The sequence below is a fragment of the Streptomyces qaidamensis genome, assembly GCF_001611795.1.
GTDB classification, from domain to species: domain Bacteria; phylum Actinomycetota; class Actinomycetes; order Streptomycetales; family Streptomycetaceae; genus Streptomyces; species Streptomyces qaidamensis.
In genome coordinates this window covers 3,326,301-3,345,083 of record NZ_CP015098.1, presented here as the reverse complement: position 1 = coordinate 3,345,083, position 18,783 = coordinate 3,326,301, and the positions used below count along the sequence as shown (strand labels likewise).

Here is an 18,783-nt window from a genome sequence, read left to right as displayed (position 1 = left end):
CGACCTCGGCGAGGGGACGACGAGCCCGGCCGGCCTGGGCCCGTCGGTCAGTCCAGCCCGGCCGCCGACAGCAGGTACGCCGTCATCGGGTCGTAGTGGCGGGGGCTGATCACGTGGTCGTCGAGGGGGACCGTCACCTGCACCGTGCCCTCGGCCTCGGCGATGAACAGGGCCGGGTCGTTGCAGTCGGCGTAGCCGACGGAGTCCACGCCGTGCTGCCCCGCGTAGCCCGCCCAGCCGTGGTCGGCGACCACCAGGTCGGGCAGCGGGCGGCCCCCGCGCTCCAGGGCCGTCAGGATCGCCTTCATCGGCTCGCCCGAGTGGGTGTGCCACAGGGTGGCGCCGTGCTCCAGCACCGCCACGTCCGCGAACTGCATGACGTAGCCCTCCTCCGTCGTCAGCCCGTCCGGGATGACGACGATCTCGCAGCCGGCCGCGCGCAGCGCCGCCGCGGTCGCGCGGTGCACGTCGAGCAGGCCGCCGGGGTGGCCGGTGGCGAAGAGGACGCGCTGCTGCCCGTCCGCCGCCTTGCGCAGCCGCCCGGCCATCCGCTCCAGACCGTCGACGGTCAGCTCCGGGTCGATGGTGTCCTGGCCGTACCGGTATTCGGGGTCGTCGTTCACGCCGACCCGCTCCGCCATCACCGCGAGGACGTCCTGCTCGTCGCTCCAGCGGTCGCCGAGTTCCAGCCCGAGCCAGTAGTGGCGGTCGCTGTTCGCCAGCTTGCGGTAGTGGGAGAGGTTGTTCTCGCGGGGGGTGGCGACGTCGCCCGCGATGCGCGTCCTGACGAGGTGTTCGACGAGTTCGGCGCGGCTGGGTGTCCCGGATATCGGCATGGCATCCATTGTGAGGCAGCCGACTGTGGGCGTCCCTGGCGTATCGAGCGCTGGGACGTGCGTCACGTACTCAGCGGGACACCCGTCACGTACTCAGCGGGACACCGCTCACCTACTCGGATCCGCCGGCCTCCTCAGAGCTGCCGCAGCGCGAACCACAGTTCCATCCGCACGTCCGGGTCGTCCAGGTCCGTCTCCAGCAGCGTCGCGCAGCGGGCGATGCGCTGCCGCACGGTGTTGCGGTGCACGGACAGGGCGACGGCCGTGCGGTCCCAGCTGCCGTGCAGGGAGAGCCAGGTGCGCAGGGTCTCGGTCAGCGCGGGGTGGGCCGCGACGGGGGCGAGGAGGGCGTGGGCGTGGGCCGCCGCCTCGCCGGACGGGACGAGGTCGGCCAGGGCGGGACGCGGGCCGTGCCGGAGCAGCGGGGTCCGGGTGGCGCGGGCCCGGGCCAGGGCGCGGGCGGCCTGGGTGTCGGCGCCGGGCCAGTCGTGCGGGGCGACGGCGGCGCTGACGCCCAGGGTCCAGCCGGGCAGCGGCGCCGGTGCCCGGCCGGCCGGGACCAGGACGCGTACGACGTCACCCGCCGGGTCGACCAGGGCGGAGCCGAGCGCGGCGCCCAGGGCTGAGGCCGCGAGGGGCTCGGGGGTGTCGTCGCCGTCGGGGCGGGCGTGGACGACGGTCCACGGCCCGTCGCCGAGCAGCGGCGCGACCTCCTCGGGCGGCGCGCCCAGCAGCAGCCGCACCAGCGCGGAGGAACGGGCCGCACCGGTGCCGCTCTGCTGCTCGCCGGTGAGCAGCGACAGCAGGACGGCGGCCGCGGAGGCGATGGTGTGGTCCCCGGCCTCCCGTTCGGGCTCGGCCACACCGAGCACGAAACCGTGCCCGGCGCCGAGGGCGTAGGAGGCGAGGTGGCTGCCTGCGACCGTGTTGGTCGCGGAGGCGGGGACGGGGCGTTCACCCGGGCCGCCGTCCGGCCGTACGACCTCCGCCAGCCGCGTGAGCGCCCCGCGCACCTCGCTTCCCGGCTCCCGTCCCGCCCGCGCGATCTCCGTCCCCTCCGGCCCGTACAGCACCGCGAACCCGCCCAGCCGCTGCGCGAGCCGGCGCAGCACCGACGGGACCGGGTCGGGGCGGGACGCGGCGGCGGCCAGGCTCTGCTGGGCCTCGGTGACCCGGCGGAGTTCGGACAGGCGGGCCTGGGCCATCAGCTGCCAGACCGCGCGGGCCACACCGGAGAAGGTGGTCCGGGGCGGCACCTCCAGCAGCGGCAGGCCGTGCGCCGCGCAGGCCGCGACCAGGGCCTCCGGCACCGTGTCGTGCACCGGCGCCACCCCGAAGCCGAGGGCGGCGCCGCCGGCCGCCGTGATCCGGGTGACGTAGTCGTCGAAGTACGTGGTCGCCGGGCCCGCCGCCTCCGGGATGTGCACGCCGGCCGAGAGCAGCAGTTCCCCGCCCAGGAGGTACGGATACGGGTCCGCCATCTCCGAGGTGTGCACCCAGTGGATGACGACGGCCTCGGCGGGCGGCCCCGCGAGCTGCCGCAGCGCCAGGTCCTCGCGGGCCAGCAGCGCCGTCAGCGGTACGGGCGGGGTGGGCGGGACCGCCGGATCCGGCATGGTGTGCGTTCCCTCCATCCGGCACCGGCTGGCATGGATGAAACGTACACTTCGCAGTTGCTTTCCGGCCACCTAGGGTCAGTCCTCGTCCCTGAGGGCGACGCCGCCCTCCTCGCCACCCGGCGTGAGCGGCTCGCCGGGTGGCTGCCGAACGCGTGTCCGAACCCGCCCCGGCGCCCCGGTACAGTCATGGCAAGCAGTACATACGCGATGAAGCGTAGGAAAGAAGGCATTTCTCCATGAGCAGCAACGAGACTCCGCGCGGGCCCGTCGACTCCTCCCGCGTTCCCCGGTACGCGGGCCCGGCGACCTTCGCCCGGCTGCCCCGGCTGGACGAGGTCGGCCGGGCCGATGTCGCCGTCGTGGGCGTGCCGTTCGACTCGGGCGTCTCGTACCGGCCGGGCGCCCGCTTCGGCGGCAACGCCATCCGCGAGGCGTCCCGGCTGCTGCGCCCGTACAACCCGGCGCAGGACGCCTCCCCGTTCGCCCTCGCCCAGGTGGCGGACGGCGGCGACATCGCCGTGAACCCGTTCAACATCAACGAGGCCGTCGAGACCGTCGAGGCCGCCGCGGACGACCTGCTCGGCACCGGCGCCCGCCTGATGACCCTCGGCGGCGACCACACCATCGCGCTGCCCCTGCTGCGCTCGGTGGCGAAGAAGCACGGCCCGGTGGCCCTGCTGCACTTCGACGCCCACCTCGACACCTGGGACACCTACTTCGGCGCCGAGTACACCCACGGCACCCCGTTCCGACGCGCGGTCGAGGAGGGCATCCTCGACACCTCCGCCCTGTCCCACGTCGGCACCCGCGGCCCGCTCTACGGCAAGCAGGACCTCACCGACGACGAGAAGATGGGCTTCGGCATCGTCACCTCGGCCGACGTCTACCGGCGCGGTGCCGACGAGGTCGCCGACCAGCTCCGCCAGCGCATCGGCGACCGCCCGCTGTACATCTCCATCGACATCGACTGCCTCGACCCGGCCCACGCCCCCGGCACCGGCACCCCCGAGGCCGGCGGCATGACCTCCCGCGAATTGCTGGAGATCCTGCGCGGCCTGGCATCCTGCAACCTGGTGTCGGCCGATGTCGTCGAGGTGGCCCCCGCGTACGACCACGCGGAGATCACGTCGGTGGCGGCCTCCCACACCGCCTACGAACTGACCACGATCATGTCGCGCCAGATCGCCGCGGCCCGGAAGGACTCGGAAGCGAAGTGACTCACGACCACGACCTGGTGCTCCGTCCCACGCCCGCCCAGACGGAGGCCGCCCTGAACCCTCCTCCCGGCCGCACCGGCGGAGACCTGGTCGTGGAGACGCTGGCCGGGCTGGGCGCGACGACCGTGTTCGGGCTGCCCGGCCAGCACGCCCTCGGCATGTTCGACGCGCTGCGCCGCTCCGACCTCAGGTACATCGGCCTGCGGGTGGAGAACAACGCCGGGTTCGCGGCGGACGCCTACGGCCGGATCACCGGTGAGGCCGCGCCCCTGTTGCTCTCGACAGGGCCGGGCGCCCTGACCTCGCTCGCCGCGCTCCAGGAGGCGGCGGCGGCCTCCGCGCCCGTGCTGGCGATCAGCAGCCAGGTTCCGACGGCGGGCCTGGGCGGCGGCCGGCACGGCTACCTCCACGAACTCCCGGACCAGGCCGCCTCGTTCCGAGGCGTGGTCAAGTCCGTCCACACCGTCCGCACCCAGTCGCAGATCCCCTCGGCGATCGAGGCGGCCTGGAAGTCGGCGCTGAGCGCCCCGCACGGCCCGGTGTGGGTGGAGATCCCCCAGGACGTCCTGCTCGCCGAGACGGCCGTCCCCGTCGTCACGGGCGGCGACGCCTTCCCCGAGGAGCTGGTGCCGCGCCCCGAACTGACCGCCGTGGCCGCCGACCTGCTGTCCAGGGCTGCCCGTCCGGCGATCATCGCGGGCGGGGGAGTGGTCCGGGCGGACGCCTCCGGCAAGCTGAAGCAGCTGGCGGAGCGGCTTCAGGCGCCGGTCGTCACCACCCCCGGCGGCAAGGGCGCGTTCCCCTGGAAGCACCCGCTGTCGCTCCAGTCGTGGATCGAGGACCGGCACACCACCGACTTCCTGGAGGACGCGGACGTCCTCCTGGTCGTCGGCTCGGGCCTCGGCGAACTCTCTTCGAACTACCACACGTTCAAGCCCCGGGGCCGGGTCGTCCAGATCGAGGCCGACCTCGGCAAGCTGGAGTCCAACCACCCGGCGCTCGGGATCCACGCGGACGCCCGCCTCGCGCTGCAGGCGCTGCTGGAGACGGTGGCCGAACGACAGGACCCGGGAGCCCCGGAGCGCGTACGGGAGGTGCTCGCCGAGGTCGCCGACCGCATCGCCGCCCAGGAACTCACCCTGGAACAGGACGTGCTGGCCTCCGTCCGCACGGCGCTCCCGGCCGACTCCCCGTCCTTCTGGGACATGACGATCCTGGCCTACTGGGCCTGGTCGGCCTTCGACGCCAAGGGCCCCAACCACATGCACTCGGCGCAGGGCGCGGGCGGCCTCGGCTACGCCTTCCCCGCCGCCCTCGGCGCGGCGGCGGCCGACCCGACCCGGCCGGTCCTCGCCGTCTCCGGCGACGGCGGGGCCCTGTACTCCATCGCCGAGCTGGCGACGGCCCGCCAGTACGACCTGGACGTCACCTGGCTGATCGTCGACGACGGCGGCTACGGCATCCTGCGCGAGTACATGAGCGACGCGTTCGGCCAGGCGACCGCGACGGAACTGACCCGGCCCGACTACGTGGCCCTCGCGGAGTCCTTCGGTGTGCCCGGGGTGCGGACGACCCCGGAGAACCTGGAGCAGGACCTCGCGAAGGCGCTCCGGGCGCCCGGGCCCTCGGTGGTCCTGCTCCCGGCCGTGCTGCGGATGTTCGCGCCGACGCACCTGGGGTGAGCTCCGGCCGGACCTGTCAGAGACCGTCGCGGACCATCGCGGCGACGATGTGGACGTGGCGGTCGGCCGCCGTGCCCGACCACTCGTTGTCGTAGTTCAGGCCGTAGGGCCAGAAGTGGCCGCCGCCGGTGGAGATCTTGGCGCCCGAGCCGTCGTACTGCCGGACGAGCGCGGTGGCCTGTCCGCCGGTCCAGGTGCCGCTGCCGCCCAGGCGGGACCAGCCCGAGCTCGTCCCCACGCCGATGGTGTGGGCGATCTCGTGCAGCGCCGTCCGCTCGTTCATGTAGCTGCGGTTGCTGCCGAAGCGGATGGTGCCGTTGATGTTGCCGTCGGCGGTGGGGACTCCCGGCTCGTAGCGGACCGTGATGGTCTTGCCCAGGTCGCTGAGGTTGTTGTAGCGGGCCACCGCCGCGTTCATGGCCTTGGTGATCTGGTCGTAGGCCGAGCGCTGGTCCGCGGTGGGGTTGCTCGCGCGGACGAGGGACCAGGTGATGGTGGCCGCCGCGGCGCGTTCCCGGGCGGGGGCGGGCGGAGCCTGGACCGTGGCGGCCTGGGCGACACCGGGACCGGCCAGCAGTGCGGCGGCCAGGGCGGCGACGAGTGCCTTGCGTGGGCTCATGCGGATCCTCCAGTGGGGGGTGGTCGTCACGAAACTTGCGAAACTTCGCACGACGTTCGGGATCTCGTACAAGCGGCGCCGCCGTCCACACAAAGTCCTGGTATGACACGGCAGTTGGCGCGCTGTCGACCGCAAGTATCCCGGTGGGAAAGGCGGCGTCAAGAGTTCCGGCAGTGGTCAGTGAAACCAGAAGAGCAGCGTGTCCGGATTCCTCCCGAGCTTCCGGGCGCTCTCCCACTCCTCCGCCTCGAACCGCATGACCCTCGCGAACCGCCGGGCCGCGTCGCGGAATTCGGGATCCAGGCGGCCGAGTACGGACCCGTAGACATCGGCCAGAGCGGAGGCCCGCTGGGCCGGCAGGGTGCCGATCGCGGGCACCGCGTCACCGGGATGGGGCAGCCGCAGCGGCGGGCCGCTGAACAGGAACGTGCCCGGGAGCAGGTCGGACGGTACGCCGTGCCGGGCCAGTTCGTCGTCCATGGCGTAGAACCACGCCGGGCGGCGCCAGGCGCCGAGGTCGGTGGGGTCGGAGAAGTGCGCCGCGACGGCCTGGTAGAAGGCGTAGCTGTAGGCGGGGCAGAGATCGGTGCTCGGGGTGCCGTCGATCAGCTCGTCCAGGGCCCGGCTGATGGAGACGTCGAGGTCGATGCCCTGCTCCTGGAAGCGGGCGTCGGTCCGCTCGCACTCCGTGCGCACCCGGGCCAGTGTGCGCTCCTGCTGCTCGGTCCGCTCCACCGCCGTGAGCAGCCGCACCACCGTTCTCATGTCGCCGGTGCTCATCTCCAGGCAGTAGCCCACCGTTGTGCTTCCCTTCACCCGATCGCCGGACACCGGTGTCCATGATCGGGGACGCGGGAACGGCCCCGGACCGAGGGGATGCTGTTGGTTAATCCGGGGTGCCGGACAGCCGGTCGGTGTACCGAAGGAGGGACCAACGCGGCGTGGGGGCGGCGGCCTGGGGCGGGGCCGGAGGCGGCCCGGCGGCGCGGAGCTGGGTTTCGGTCGCAGATGTCACCCGAGCATGGTGGGCAGCCCCGATGGGAGGCCGCTGTGCCGAGGCTGGCCGCCGCCTGTGAAACCGGGCAGGCTCCGGTAACGAATCGCACAATCCTTCGTCACTGCTACAACCATCCGTGCCCGTCCGGGAGTCATGTGGTGCATGACTTCTGGGATATCCCGCCGCGCGAGAGTGCTGGCGGCGGCCGTGGGTACGGGCGTCCTCGTGCCGCTCGTCGCCACCGCCACGCCCGCCTCCGCCGCCGCTCCGGCCGTGACCTGCACGTCCGCCAAGGCCGGGCTCGCCGCCAAGCTGAAGAAGGACATCACCGCCGCGCTCGCCACCCGCAAGGGCACGGTCGCCGTCGGCCTCTACGACCGCAGCACCAACACGACCTGCACCCTGCGGGCGAGCTCCGCCTACGATTCGGCCAGCATCGTCAAGGTGACCGTCCTCGCCACGCTGCTGTGGGACGCCAAGAAGACGAACCGGTACCTCACCGACCGCGAGAACACCCTCGCCAAGGCGATGATCACCAAGTCGGACAACGCGGCGACCTCCACCCTGTGGAAGCAGCTCGGCATGACGAAGATCAAGAACTTCCTCGCGGCCGCCGGCATGACGCAGACCAAGCCCGGCGCGAACGGCTACTGGGGCCTGACGCAGATCACCGTCACCGACGAGCAGAAGCTGCTGAAGCTCCTCACCGCCAAGAACGCCGTCCTCAGCGACAACTCCCGGGCCTACATAGTGAAGCTGATGGGCCAGGTCGTCTCGTCCCAGCGCTGGGGCACCCCGTACGGGGTGCCCTCAGGCGTCACCGTGGCCGTCAAGAACGGCTGGCTGCAGCGCTCCACGAACGGCTGGCGGGTGCACAGCGTCGGCGCGTTCAAGGGCGGCGGCCACGACTACGTGATGACCGTGCTGTCCCACGGCAACAGCACGATGAACTACGGCATCGCCACCATCCAGGCCGTGGCCAAGGTCATCCACAAGGATCTGGCGGCGAGTTGACGGGGGAGGCTAGCCGAGAAGGTCCAGGAGCCTCCTGACGACGGCGAGGATGGTGTAGAGCGCGGGGGGAAGGATGTTTTCCATATCCGGGCAAACGACCACAAGGCGGGGCGAGTAGCTGCCCGGGTGGCCGGCTCACCGGATCGGCCGACCTTCACCCTGCCGCCCACCGGGCGTCACCGGCCCGCTCTACGGTGACGCCCATGCCCCTGAGAACCCACCTCGCCCTCCTCACGGCAGGCCTGGCGGCGGCCACGTGCCTGACCGCCGCCGGTCCCGCCCAGGCGACAGCACACGCCTGCTCGCCGTCCGTCTCCATCGACCGCTTCTCCGACGCGCTCGACAAGACGACGTACGACGACACCTTCGTCGGCAACCTCTCCGCGCTGGAGGTGGACCGGGACGGCTCCCTGGCCGCCCTCTCGGACCGCTCCTCGCTGTTCCGCCTGGACGCGAGGACCCTCAGCCCCCGGTCCGTGACCTCCCTCGCCGACGAGACCGGAGCCGCGCTCGACTCCGAGGGCCTGGTCGTGGACCGCGACGGCACGTACCTCGTCACCTCCGAGACCGAGCCGTCGGTACGCCGCTACTCCCGCACCGGCCGGATCCTCGACCGCTTCCCCGTCCCGGACGACCTGCGCGTGAGCCCCGCGGGCCGGGGACAGCCCAACGGCACCTTCGAGGGCCTCACCCTGCTGCCCGGCGGCCGCACCCTGGTCGCGTCCATGGAGTACGCCCTGTCCGGCGACCCCGCCGACACCGTCCGCTTCCAGACCTGGACCCGCCACGGGAGCCACTTCCGGCTCGCCGCCCGGTACACCTACCGCACCGACCCCGGCCTCGGCGTACCCGAGATCAAGGCCACGCCCGACGGCCGCCTCCTGGTCCTGGAACGCGGTTTCACCGCCGGCGTGGGCAACACGGTCCGCCTCTACCTGGCCGACCCGCGCCACGCGATGAAGAAGACCCTGCTCACCGACCTCGTCACCTGCCCGTCACTGGGAGCGACGGCCAGGCAGCCCCAGCCGAACCCCCTCCTGGACAACATCGAGGGCATGACGATCACGGGCCGCACGCGGAACACCCTGAAGGTGCTGCTGGTCAGCGACGACAACGAAAACCCCGCTCAGACGACCCGTTTCTATCACTTGCGCGTACGGGCATCTGCCTAGGGGCGCGGGGAACTGCGCGACCAGCCGGGACGGTGCCGCACCCGTCCACAAAGAGAACCGTTACGGCGGGATGAAATCGGCTCCCGAACACGTTGGTGCCTTCCGGCAGAGCAGGACGACTGGAAGGCACCGGTGTGACACCGAAACGGGGATGGGCACGACGACTGTGGGCCTATGCGTGGCGCCACCCGAAGGACGTCGTACTCGCCCTCGGCTCCTCCCTGGCCGGCATGGCCGTCATGGCCCTCGTCCCGCTGATCACCAAGGTGATCATCGACGACGTCATCGGCGACCACACCAGGTCCATGACCACCTGGGCCGGTCTCCTCATCGCCGCCGCGCTGGTCGTCTACGTCCTCACCTACGTCCGCCGTTACTACGGCGGACGCCTCGCCCTCGACGTCCAGCACGACCTGCGGACGGAGATGTACGGCACGATCACCCGGCTCGACGGCCGCCGCCAGGACGAGCTGTCCACCGGCCAGGTCGTCGGCCGCGCCACCAGCGACCTCCAGCTCATCCAGGGCCTGCTCTTCATGCTCCCGATGACCATCGGGAACTTCATGCTCTTCCTGATCTCCCTGGTGATCATGGCCTGGCTGTCCGTGCCGCTGACTCTGGTCGCCCTGGCGGTCGCGCCCGCCGTCTGGTGGATCGCCAGGCGCAGCCGCACCCGGCTGCACCCCTCCACCTGGTACGCCCAGGCCCAGGCCGCGGCCGTCGCGGGCGTGGTCGACGGCGCCGTCAGCGGCGTACGCGTGGTGAAGGGCTTCGGGCAGGAGGACCAGGAGACCGGCAAGCTCCGGGAGGTCGGCCGGAGGCTGTTCGCGGGCCGCCTGCGCACCATCCGCCTGAACTCCGTCTACACCCCGGCCCTGCAGGCCGTCCCCGCGCTCGGCCAGGTCGCGATGCTGGCCCTCGGCGGCTGGCTGGCGGTGCGCGGGCACATCACGCTCGGTACGTTCGTCGCCTTCTCCACCTACCTCGCCCAGCTGGTCGGCCCGGTCCGCATGCTCGCGATGGTGCTCACCGTCGGCCAGCAGGCCCGGGCCGGCACCGAGCGTGTCCTGGAGCTGATCGACACCGAGCCGTCGATCGAGGACGGCCACAAGGACCTGCCCGCCGACGCCCCCGCGACGGTCGAGTTCGACGACGTCTCCTTCGGCTACGACGACGGCCCCGGCACGGCCGGCAGCGTCCTCGACGGGCTGTCCTTCGAGATCCGCCCCGGCGAGACCCTCGCCGTCGTCGGCTCCTCCGGCTCCGGCAAGTCCACCGTCTCCCTGCTCCTGCCGCGCTTCTACGACGTCACCCGCGGGGCCGTCCTGGTCGGCGGCCACGACGTGCGCGAGCTGACCACCGAGTCGCTGCGCGCCGCGATCGGCCTCGTCCCCGAGGACTCGTTCCTCTTCTCCGACACCGTCCGCAACAACATCGCCTACGGCCGCCCCGACGCCACCCAGGAGGAGATCGAGAAGGCCGCCCGCGCCGCCCAGGCGGACCGCTTCATCGCGGAGCTCCCCGCGGGCTACGACACCACCGTCGGCGAGCACGGCCTCACCCTCTCCGGCGGCCAGCGCCAGCGCGTCGCCCTCGCCCGCGCCATCCTCAGCGACCCGCGCCTGCTGGTCCTGGACGACGCCACCTCCGCCGTGGACGCCCGCGTGGAGCACGAGATCCACGAGGCCCTGAAGGGGGTCATGCAGGGCCGTACGACCCTGCTGATCGCCCACCGCCGCTCCACCCTGAACCTCGCCGACCGCATCGCCGTCCTGGACGGCGGCCGCCTCGCCGACCTCGGCACCCACGAGGAACTCCAGGAGCGGTCCGCCCTCTACCGGCGCCTGCTCACCGACCCGGACGAACTGGGCGCGGTCTCCCCGGGCCACACCCAGCCGGCCTGCCCCCGGGAGGACACCTCCGTCCGGGACGAGCTGGACGCGGAGTACGACGCCGAGCGCGGGGTCACCCCGAGGCTGTGGACCGGCGACCGCGAGCGCAAGGACCTCGCCCTCACCGAGAGCCCCGCCACCCCCGAGCTGCTCGCCGAGGTCGACGCGCTGCCCCCGGCGACCGACGTCCCGGACATCGACGAGTCGAAGGCGGTCCGGCCCGAGGCGTCCTACGGCCTGCGCCGGCTGCTGCGCGGCTTCGGGCTGCCGCTGCTGGTCAGCCTCGCCCTGGTCGCCACCGACGCGGGCATGGGCCTGCTGCTGCCCGTGCTGATCCGGCACGGCATCGACTCCGGCGTCACCCAGGCCGCACTCGGCGCGGTGTGGGCGGCGGCCCTGCTGGGGCTGCTGACGGTCGCGGTGCAGTGGACGGCCCAGATCGGTGAGATCCGGATGACCGGGCGGACCGGCGAGCGGGTGCTGTACTCGCTCCGGCTGAAGATCTTCTCCCAGCTCCAGCGCCTCGGGCTCGACTACTACGAGCGTGAGCTGACCGGCCGGATCATGACCCGGATGACGACCGACGTCGACGCGCTGTCGACGTTCCTCCAGACCGGCCTGGTCACGGCCTTCGTCTCGGTCGTCACCTTCTTCGGCATCATGGGCGCCCTGCTGGTCATCGACGTGGAGCTGGCGCTGGTCGTCTTCGCCACGCTGCCGCCGCTGATCATCGCCACGTTCTTCTTCCGCCGCGCGAGTGTGAAGGCCTACGAACTGGCCCGCGAACGCGTGTCGGTGGTCAACGCCGACCTGCAGGAGTCGGTGGCCGGGCTGCGGATCGTGCAGGCGTTCCGGCGCGAGCGGGACGGCGAGCGGCGGTTCGCCGGGCGCAGCGCCGACTACCGTGAGGCCCGCATCCGGGGCCAGTGGCTGATCTCGGTGTACTTCCCGTTCGTGCAGTTCCTGTCGTCGGTGGCTGCCGCGGCCGTGCTGATCGTGGGCGGGGCCCGGGTCGACGCCGGGACGCTCGCGATCGGCTCGCTGGTGGCGTACCTGCTCTACATCGACCTGTTCTTCGCGCCCGTGCAGCAGCTCTCCCAGGTCTTCGACGGCTACCAGCAGGCGACCGTGTCGCTCGGCCGCATCCAGGAGCTGCTGCGGGAGCCGACGTCGACGAAGTCCGCCGACGAACCCCTGGAGGTCGCGTCCCTGCGGGGCGAGATCGCCTTCGAGGACGTGCGCTTCGCCTACGGCGACGCCGAAGAGGCTCTGGGCGGCGTCGACCTGCGCATCCCGGCCGGGCAGACCGTCGCCTTCGTCGGCGAGACCGGCGCGGGCAAGTCGACCCTCGTCAAGCTCGTGGCCCGCTTCTACGACCCGACCGGCGGCCGGGTCACCGTCGACGGCACCGATCTGCGGGACCTGGACCTCACCTCGTACCGGCACCGTCTCGGGGTCGTCCCGCAGGAGGCGTACCTCTTCCAGGGCACCGTCCGCGACGCCATCGCCTACGGCCGCCCCGACGCCACCGACGCCGAGGTGGAGGCGGCGGCCCGCGCGGTCGGCGCGCACGACATGATCGCCCGGCTTACGGGCGGCTACCTCCACGAGGTCGCCGAGCGGGGCCGCAACCTGTCCGCCGGGCAGCGCCAGCTGATCGCGCTGGCCCGCGCCGAGCTGGTCGACCCGGACGTCCTGCTGCTCGACGAGGCGACGGCCGCCCTGGACCTGGCCACCGAGGCCCAGGTCAACCAGGCCACCGACCGGCTGGCAGGCCGCCGCACGACCCTCGTCGTCGCCCACCGCCTCACCACCGCCGCGCGTGCCGACCGGGTCGTCGTCATGGACCACGGCCGGGTCGTCGAGGACGGCACCCACGAGGCGCTGCTCGCCCGCGGCGGCCGGTACGCGCAGCTGTGGCGGACGTTCATCGGCGCCGCCGAGCCGGAGGAGCCGGTCGGCGCGTCCCGCTGACGGGGCCGCCCGGCCGCGTTTTCGTAACGCTCGTGCAACCATCCGACATACGTCATGCGTCCGTACTGGCGTACGCCGATGGTCGCGGACGACGCGGTACGGGAGGACGACAGTGCACAGTGGAGCGATACGCCGGCGGTTCGCGCTCGGACTGGCCGTGCTGACCGCCTCCGGGCTGCTCGCCGTCGCCGCGCCGGGGGAGGCGCAGGCAGCCTCCGCGCACTGTCCCGGCCGCAAGGTCCGCACCCTGCCCTTCTCCACCGGCACCGTGCTCGTCTACAAGCGCGGCGGTTACGTCTGCGCCGTGACCCTCACCAAGAGGCCCGGCGTGAAGCGCAAGATGTCGGTGAGCGTGCAGGCGCGCGGCAACCGGCCGGTCGTCGACGCGGGCAAGTACGCCTACCACGCGGGCCCGGTGACCGTGCACGCCGGGCGCCGCTGCGTCTGGCTCAAGGGCCAGGTCGGCCGGGGGAAGTTCAGCTCCGGCTGGATCCTCTGCTGACGGACGCCGCGCACCCCGCGACACGCCCCCCGCGCACAGGGTTTTCCCTATGTCCCCTGGTGCTCCGGTGAGTTGGTCCGCTAGCTTCCGGCGCACATCTGTCTCACAGGGGAGTGCGCATGCGCAAGGCGCTCAGATGGCTGCTGGCGCTCACGGTGCTCATAGGCACACTGGGCACGGCGGGAGCGGCCACCGCCGCCGACGCCACCGGCACCACCGACATCAAGGAAAGGCTGCTGTCCATACCGGGCATGAGCCTGGTCGAGGAGAAGCCGTACACCGGCTACCGCTTCTTCGTCCTGAACTACACGCAGCCGGTCGACCACCGCAAGCCGTCCAAGGGCACGTTCCAGCAGCGCATCACCGTGCTGCACAAGGAGGTCTCGCGCCCGACGGTGTTCTTCACCAGCGGCTACAACGTCTCCACGACGCCCCGCCGCAGCGAGCCGACCCAGATCGTGGACGGCAACCAGGTCTCCCTGGAGTACCGCTTCTTCACCCCGTCCCGGCCCGCCCCGGCGGACTGGTCCAAGCTGGACATCTGGCAGGCCGCCAGCGACCAGCATCGCGTCTTCAAGGCGCTGAAGGGCATCTACGGCAAGAAGTGGATCTCCACGGGCGGCTCCAAGGGCGGCATGACCGCCACCTACTACGAGCGCTTCTACCCGCGGGACATGGACGGCGTCGTCGCCTACGTCGCCCCCAACGACGTCGTGAACAAGGAGGACTCGGCCTACGACCGCTTCTTCGCCCGCGTCGGCACCAAGGAGTGCCGCGACCGTCTGAACGGCGTACAGCGCGAGGCGCTGGTGCGCCGCGAACCGCTGGAGAAGAAGTACGCGGCCTTCGCGCAGGACAACGGCCTCACCTTCACCACCATCGGCAGCCTGGACAAGGCCTACGAGGCGACCGTCCTCGACTACGTGTGGGGCTTCTGGCAGTACAGCCTGCTGTCCGACTGCGACCAGATCCCGGCCGACGCCAAGAACGCCACCGACGACGAGATCTGGGACTCCGTCGACGCGATCGCCGGCTTCTCCGCCTACGCCGACCAGGGCCTGACGACCTACACGCCGTACTACTACCAGGCCGGCACCCAACTCGGCGCGCCGACCATCCACTTCCCGCACATCGAGAAGCAGTACATCCGCTACGGCTACCAGCCGCCGCGCAACTTCGTCCCCCGGGACATCCCCATGAAGTTCCAGCCCCAGGCGATGCGGGACATCGACACCTGGGTCCGGCACAACGCCCGACACATGCTGTTCGTCAACGGACAGAACGACCCGTGGAGCGCGGAGCCGTTCCGCGTCGGAAAGGGCGCGAAGGACTCCTACGTCATGACCGCCCCCGGCATGAACCACGGGGCCAACGTCGCGGGCCTCGTGCCCGAGCAGAAGGCCCTCGCCACCGCCCGCATCCTCGACTGGGCCGGTGTCGCCCCCAGCGCGGTCCAGGCGAACCCGCAGGCGGCCAAACCGCTGGCGAAGTTCGACGCCAAGCTCGACAAGCGGGACGTCCAGCGTGAGATGACGCTGCGTCCGTAACCACCCGCTGCACGCACACGACCGCCCCTCGGCCTCCGGGCCGAGGGGCGGTTCGGCAACTGGCCCGGCCGGCGGCGGACCTGCCCCCGCAGCACGTCCGCGCCCCGCTCACAGGGGCCGGGCGCACCCCACGGGCCGTTTCCCGCCCAGCCGGACGTACAGGGCGGTCGGGCCGGGGCAGTCGGCGCGGTCGGTGACCGCACGGACCACCTTGTACTGCGGCTTGCGCTCGCCCTCGCCGTCGCAGGCGGTCTCGCGGACCTGCCCGTCGCCGGAGCCGTAGACGCAGTCGCCGACGATCGTGCGGGGCCCGCCCCCGCCGCCCGGGTCGCCGGGGTGTGGCGGCTGGAGGTTGCGCATGCAGGCGTAACCCTGCGGGACCGCCCCGTCGCCGTCCTCGTCGGACGCGGGCCGCTGTTCGCTGATGTGCAGCACGAAGTCGGTGGTCGCCGGGCAGCGCGGCCCGTCCCGCACCGTGCCGTCGTGCCGTGCCACGACCCGGGCCGCCGCCCGCTCACCGGCGCACGGCACCTCGGTGAAGCTGGTCGTGCCGAACGAGCTGCACTCGCCGACCGCGAGGAACACCGCCCCGTATCCGGAGGGCCGGGTCGGCACCGGTGACGCCGTGGCGGTCCGCGCGGTCCCGCCGGTCGCGGGATCGCCCAGCCGGCCGTCCTCCGCCACGCCGCCCGACGGGCTCTGGCAGCCGGTCAGCAGCATGCCGAACAGCGCCACCAGTCCACAGACCACCCCCACGGAACTTCTCTCACGCATCGCCGACCCCCCGAGTGTGCTCGCCCAGCGTGACCCGCCGTCGCGGGCGCACGCCAGGCACATGGGGCGGTTTGCGCACGTTGGGGGTGGTGCGCCCGGGCCGTGGCGTACGTCTAGTACGACAGCCCGTAGCCGATGGGGTACAGCACCTGCTCCGGATCATCCGCCCGCTGCACCGCCACCGGCAGCTTTCCGCGCGGTTTCACCCGCCCGGCGATCACCCGTGCGGCGGCCCGCAGTTCGACGTCGGTCCAGGAGTAGGCGGCCAGGCAGGCCGGTACGGAGGGCAGCCGGGCCACGTCGTACGGGTTGCGGATGGCCACCGCCACGACCGGCCTGCCCGTGGCCACGAGCTGCTCCACCAGCGCCTTCTGACCGCTGCCCGCCGTGACGTTGTACGTGGCCACCACCACCGCGTCGGCGTCCCGCGCCGCCGCGACCGCCTTCGCGATGGTGGCCGTCGAGGGGGCGGTGCCGGTCGACAGGGCCGTGGCCGTGAAGCCCAGTTCGCTCAGCGCGCCCGCGAGCACGCCGGTGGGCGGTCCCGTCGTGCCGGACGGCGAGGCCGGGTCCGCGCCGACCACCAGCACCTCGGGGTACCGGCGCCGTGACAGGGGCAGCAGCCGCCCCTCGTTGACGAGCAGCGTGGTCGTCCGCTCGGCGATCCGGTCGGCCGACGCCAGGTGCGCCCGGGTGCCGACGGTCCGGTCCACCCCGGCCCGACTGACGTACGGGGAACGGAACAGCCCCAGCCCGGACTTCAGCCGCAGCACCCGCAGGATCGATTCGTCGAGCCGGGTCTCGGTGAGCTCGCCCTCGCGCACGGCGTTCAGGACGGCGTTCCAGGCGAGGTCCAGATCGGGCGGGTTGAGAAGCTGGTCCACGCCCGCCTTCAGCGCGAGCACCGGCACCCGGTCGTCGCCGTACTTGGTGCGTACGCCCTCCATGCCGAGGGAGTCGGTGACCACGACCCCGTCGTAGCCGAGACGTTCGCGCAGGATGCCGGTGAGGATGGGACGGGAGAGGGTGGCCGGGTCGCCGGAGTCGTCGAGGGCCGGGACCATCAGGTGGGCGGTCATGATCGAGTCGATGCCCGCGGCGATCGCCGCCCGGAACGGCGGGGCGTCCAGCCTCTCCCACAGCTCCCGGCTGTGCGTGATGGTCGGGAAGCCGGTGTGGCTGTCGACGTTGGTGTCCCCGTGCCCCGGGAAGTGCTTGGCGGTCGCCGCGACCCCGGAACCCTGGTACCCGGCGACCTCGGCGGCCACCAGCGCGGACACGGCCCGCGGATCGGCGCCGAAGGACCGTACGCCGATGACCGGGTTGGCCGGGTTGACGTTCACGTCGGCCACGGGGGAGTAGTCCTGCCGGATCCCCATCGCCCGCAGCTCGGCGCCCGCGATCCGGCCGAGGGTGCGCGCATCGGACCGCGACCCGCCCGCGCCGACGGCCATGGCGCCCGGGAAGAGCGTGGCGGGCCTGCCCACCCGGGCGACGATCCCGTGCTCCTGGTCGGTGGAGATGAGCACCGGCAGCCCGCGCGGCAGCTCCAGGGACGCCTTCTGGATGCCGTTGGACAGGTCCGCGATCTGGTGCGGCTCGCGGGTGTTGTGCGCCCAGGCGAAGTAGATGATGCCGCCGACCCGGTACTTCGCCACCAGCTCGGCGGCCGTACGGACCCCGATCTCCTTGAGGTTGGCGTCGATGTCGGCCTGGTCGGGGGCGGTGGCGGAGTGGCCGTAGACCCGCATCACGAAGAGCTGGCCGACCTTCTCCGGCAGCGTCATGCGGGAGACGAGGGCGCGCAGTCGGCTGTCGTCCGGGGCGGCGGCGTGCGCGGGCCCGGCGGCCGTGAGGGCGGCGGTGACGCCGGCCGTGGCGGCGAGGAGGGTGCGTCTGGAGGGCTGAGCCGTGTTTCCCGTGTTTCCCGTGCCGGTGTCGTGCACGTGCGCTCCTTCCGGAGGTGATCCGATGCGGATCCGCTGAAGGAAACTTCCAAGAGGTCACCAATATCCGGGAAGTTTCTGCCAGTCAAGGGAGTGCACGGTAACCGCCGAGGGGCCGCCACCGGCGCGGTTGGAGGGGGACGCGCCGATGGCGGCGGGTGCCGCCGGCCGCGGTACGGCGGAGAGGGTGGTCAGCGATCGCAGCCAGTGGCGAGGGCCGACACCGCACCGTGGTGACTCTCCGGTGGCCTGCGATTGGACGGAGACGGTCCGGTCCGGGTTCCCGACTCGGCCCGGATTTCCGCAAGTCGGTACGGCAGGGGTACCAGGGGGTCAGCGGGGCGGATGAGCCGCCATTTCCGGCCACAGCTCACCGAGCACCCGTACGGTTTCCGCGATGGCCGGACGCCGCGCCGCCCCCGTCCGCCACAGCGCGTACAGCCGCCGCACCGGCATCGGATCGAGCGCCACCGCCACCACCCCGGCGGGCAGCGGCCCGCGCCCCAGCCGCGGGATGAGCGCGACCCCGAGCCCGGCCGCGACCAGGGCCACCAGGGTGGGGTTCTCGTCGGCCTGGTGGACGAGGCCCGGCTCTTGCCCGGCCGCGCGCAGCGTCCGCAGCAGCCAGTCGTGGCAGACCCGCCCCGGCGGCCGGCAGATCCACCGCTCGCCGCCCAGCTCCTCCCGCCGCCCAGCTCCTCCCGCCGCACGGCGGTCCGCCCGGCGAAGGGATGCCCCGCGAGACGAGCGGATCGCACAGGTCGTCCCCGATGACCGCCTGCCCCGGACCCGGCGGGGCGGGCAGCGGCGCGACGTCCCAGTCGTGCGCCACGGCGAGGTCGACGGCACCCTTCGCCACCGGGCCGACCGGCAGATGCGGATCGACCTCGGAGAGCCGGGCGTCCAGGGCGGGATGTCTGCGGCCCAGCTCGGCCGGCACCCCCGGCATCAGCCCGCGCGCCGCCGACGCGAACGCGGCGACGGTCAGCCGC

The 18,783-nt window shown here is 72.5% G+C and carries 14 protein-coding genes and 1 pseudogene; 7 read left to right on the top strand and 8 right to left on the bottom strand.

The annotated features are described in order from the left end of the window. Positions 1-47: 47 nt before the first annotated feature. Both A4E84_RS14615 and A4E84_RS14610 read right to left on the bottom strand, forming a co-directional pair. On the bottom strand, positions 48-836 hold the full coding sequence (locus A4E84_RS14615; RefSeq protein WP_062926994.1) for a phosphatase: 789 nt from the start codon (positions 834-836) through the stop codon (positions 48-50). A gap of 134 nt (positions 837-970) precedes the next feature. Next, the gene (locus A4E84_RS14610) at positions 971-2,452 is read right to left on the bottom strand and encodes a PucR family transcriptional regulator (protein ID WP_237304916.1); all 1,482 of its coding nucleotides are present in this window, start codon (positions 2,450-2,452) and stop codon (positions 971-973) included. A 239-nt stretch (positions 2,453-2,691) separates the two neighbouring features. On the opposite strand from A4E84_RS14610, the gene speB reads away from it, so the two are divergent. Both speB and A4E84_RS14600 read left to right on the top strand, forming a co-directional pair. Continuing rightward, a complete protein-coding gene (speB, locus tag A4E84_RS14605; RefSeq protein ID WP_030838119.1) occupies positions 2,692-3,672 on the top strand; it encodes an agmatinase in 981 nt (326 codons plus the stop codon). Next, the gene (locus A4E84_RS14600; RefSeq protein WP_062926992.1) at positions 3,669-5,354 is read left to right on the top strand and encodes a thiamine pyrophosphate-binding protein; all 1,686 of its coding nucleotides are present in this window, start codon (positions 3,669-3,671) and stop codon (positions 5,352-5,354) included. The genes speB and A4E84_RS14600 overlap by 4 nt, the downstream gene beginning before the upstream one ends. 16 nt (positions 5,355-5,370) lie before the next feature. On the opposite strand, the gene A4E84_RS14595 is transcribed toward A4E84_RS14600, so the two are convergent. After that, a complete protein-coding gene (locus A4E84_RS14595; protein ID WP_062926991.1) occupies positions 5,371-5,973 on the bottom strand; it encodes a hypothetical protein in 603 nt (200 codons plus the stop codon). A 177-nt stretch (positions 5,974-6,150) separates the two neighbouring features. Beyond that, positions 6,151-6,789 carry a DUF7691 family protein gene (locus tag A4E84_RS14590; protein WP_237304915.1) on the bottom strand — a complete coding sequence of 213 codons (639 nt, stop codon included), beginning with the start codon at positions 6,787-6,789 and terminating at the stop codon, positions 6,151-6,153. 343 nt (positions 6,790-7,132) lie between these two features. Here A4E84_RS14590 and A4E84_RS14585 point away from each other — a divergent pair, with 343 nt between their 5' ends. From A4E84_RS14585 to A4E84_RS14565, 5 genes are all read left to right on the top strand, one after another. Continuing rightward, the gene (locus A4E84_RS14585) at positions 7,133-7,984 is read left to right on the top strand and encodes a serine hydrolase (RefSeq protein WP_062926989.1); all 852 of its coding nucleotides are present in this window, start codon (positions 7,133-7,135) and stop codon (positions 7,982-7,984) included. A gap of 203 nt (positions 7,985-8,187) precedes the next feature. Continuing rightward, positions 8,188-9,156 carry an esterase-like activity of phytase family protein gene (locus A4E84_RS14580; protein ID WP_062926988.1) on the top strand — a complete coding sequence of 323 codons (969 nt, stop codon included), beginning with the start codon at positions 8,188-8,190 and terminating at the stop codon, positions 9,154-9,156. Positions 9,157-9,290: 134 nt separating this feature from the next. Beyond that, positions 9,291-13,022, top strand: coding sequence for an ABC transporter ATP-binding protein (locus A4E84_RS14575; RefSeq protein WP_062926987.1), 3,732 nt, complete (start codon positions 9,291-9,293; stop codon positions 13,020-13,022). A gap of 112 nt (positions 13,023-13,134) precedes the next feature. Then, positions 13,135-13,524: a hypothetical protein gene (locus A4E84_RS14570; protein WP_062926986.1), complete on the top strand. Its 390-nt coding sequence runs from the start codon at positions 13,135-13,137 to the stop codon at positions 13,522-13,524. A 119-nt stretch (positions 13,525-13,643) separates the two neighbouring features. Then, entirely contained in the window at positions 13,644-15,071 is a 1,428-nt protein-coding gene (locus A4E84_RS14565; RefSeq protein ID WP_062926985.1) for a S28 family serine protease, read from the top strand. A 108-nt stretch (positions 15,072-15,179) separates the two neighbouring features. Here A4E84_RS14565 and A4E84_RS14560 read toward each other — a convergent pair whose 3' ends face one another. From A4E84_RS14560 to A4E84_RS45750, 4 genes and pseudogenes are all read right to left on the bottom strand, one after another. Next, positions 15,180-15,845 (bottom strand): hypothetical protein, encoded by a 666-nt coding sequence (locus tag A4E84_RS14560; RefSeq protein ID WP_062926984.1) that lies wholly within the window; start codon positions 15,843-15,845, stop codon positions 15,180-15,182. 113 nt (positions 15,846-15,958) lie between these two features. Further along, entirely contained in the window at positions 15,959-17,791 is a 1,833-nt protein-coding gene (locus A4E84_RS14555) for a glycoside hydrolase family 3 protein (protein ID WP_062926983.1), read from the bottom strand. Positions 17,792-18,124: 333 nt separating this feature from the next. Next, on the bottom strand, positions 18,125-18,640 hold the full coding sequence (locus tag A4E84_RS14550) for a LysR substrate-binding domain-containing protein (protein ID WP_418082202.1): 516 nt from the start codon (positions 18,638-18,640) through the stop codon (positions 18,125-18,127). 25 nt (positions 18,641-18,665) lie between these two features. After that, positions 18,666-18,740 (bottom strand): annotated as a pseudogene (locus A4E84_RS45750) (hypothetical protein); the annotation flags it as partial. Positions 18,741-18,783: the final 43 nt, after the last annotated feature.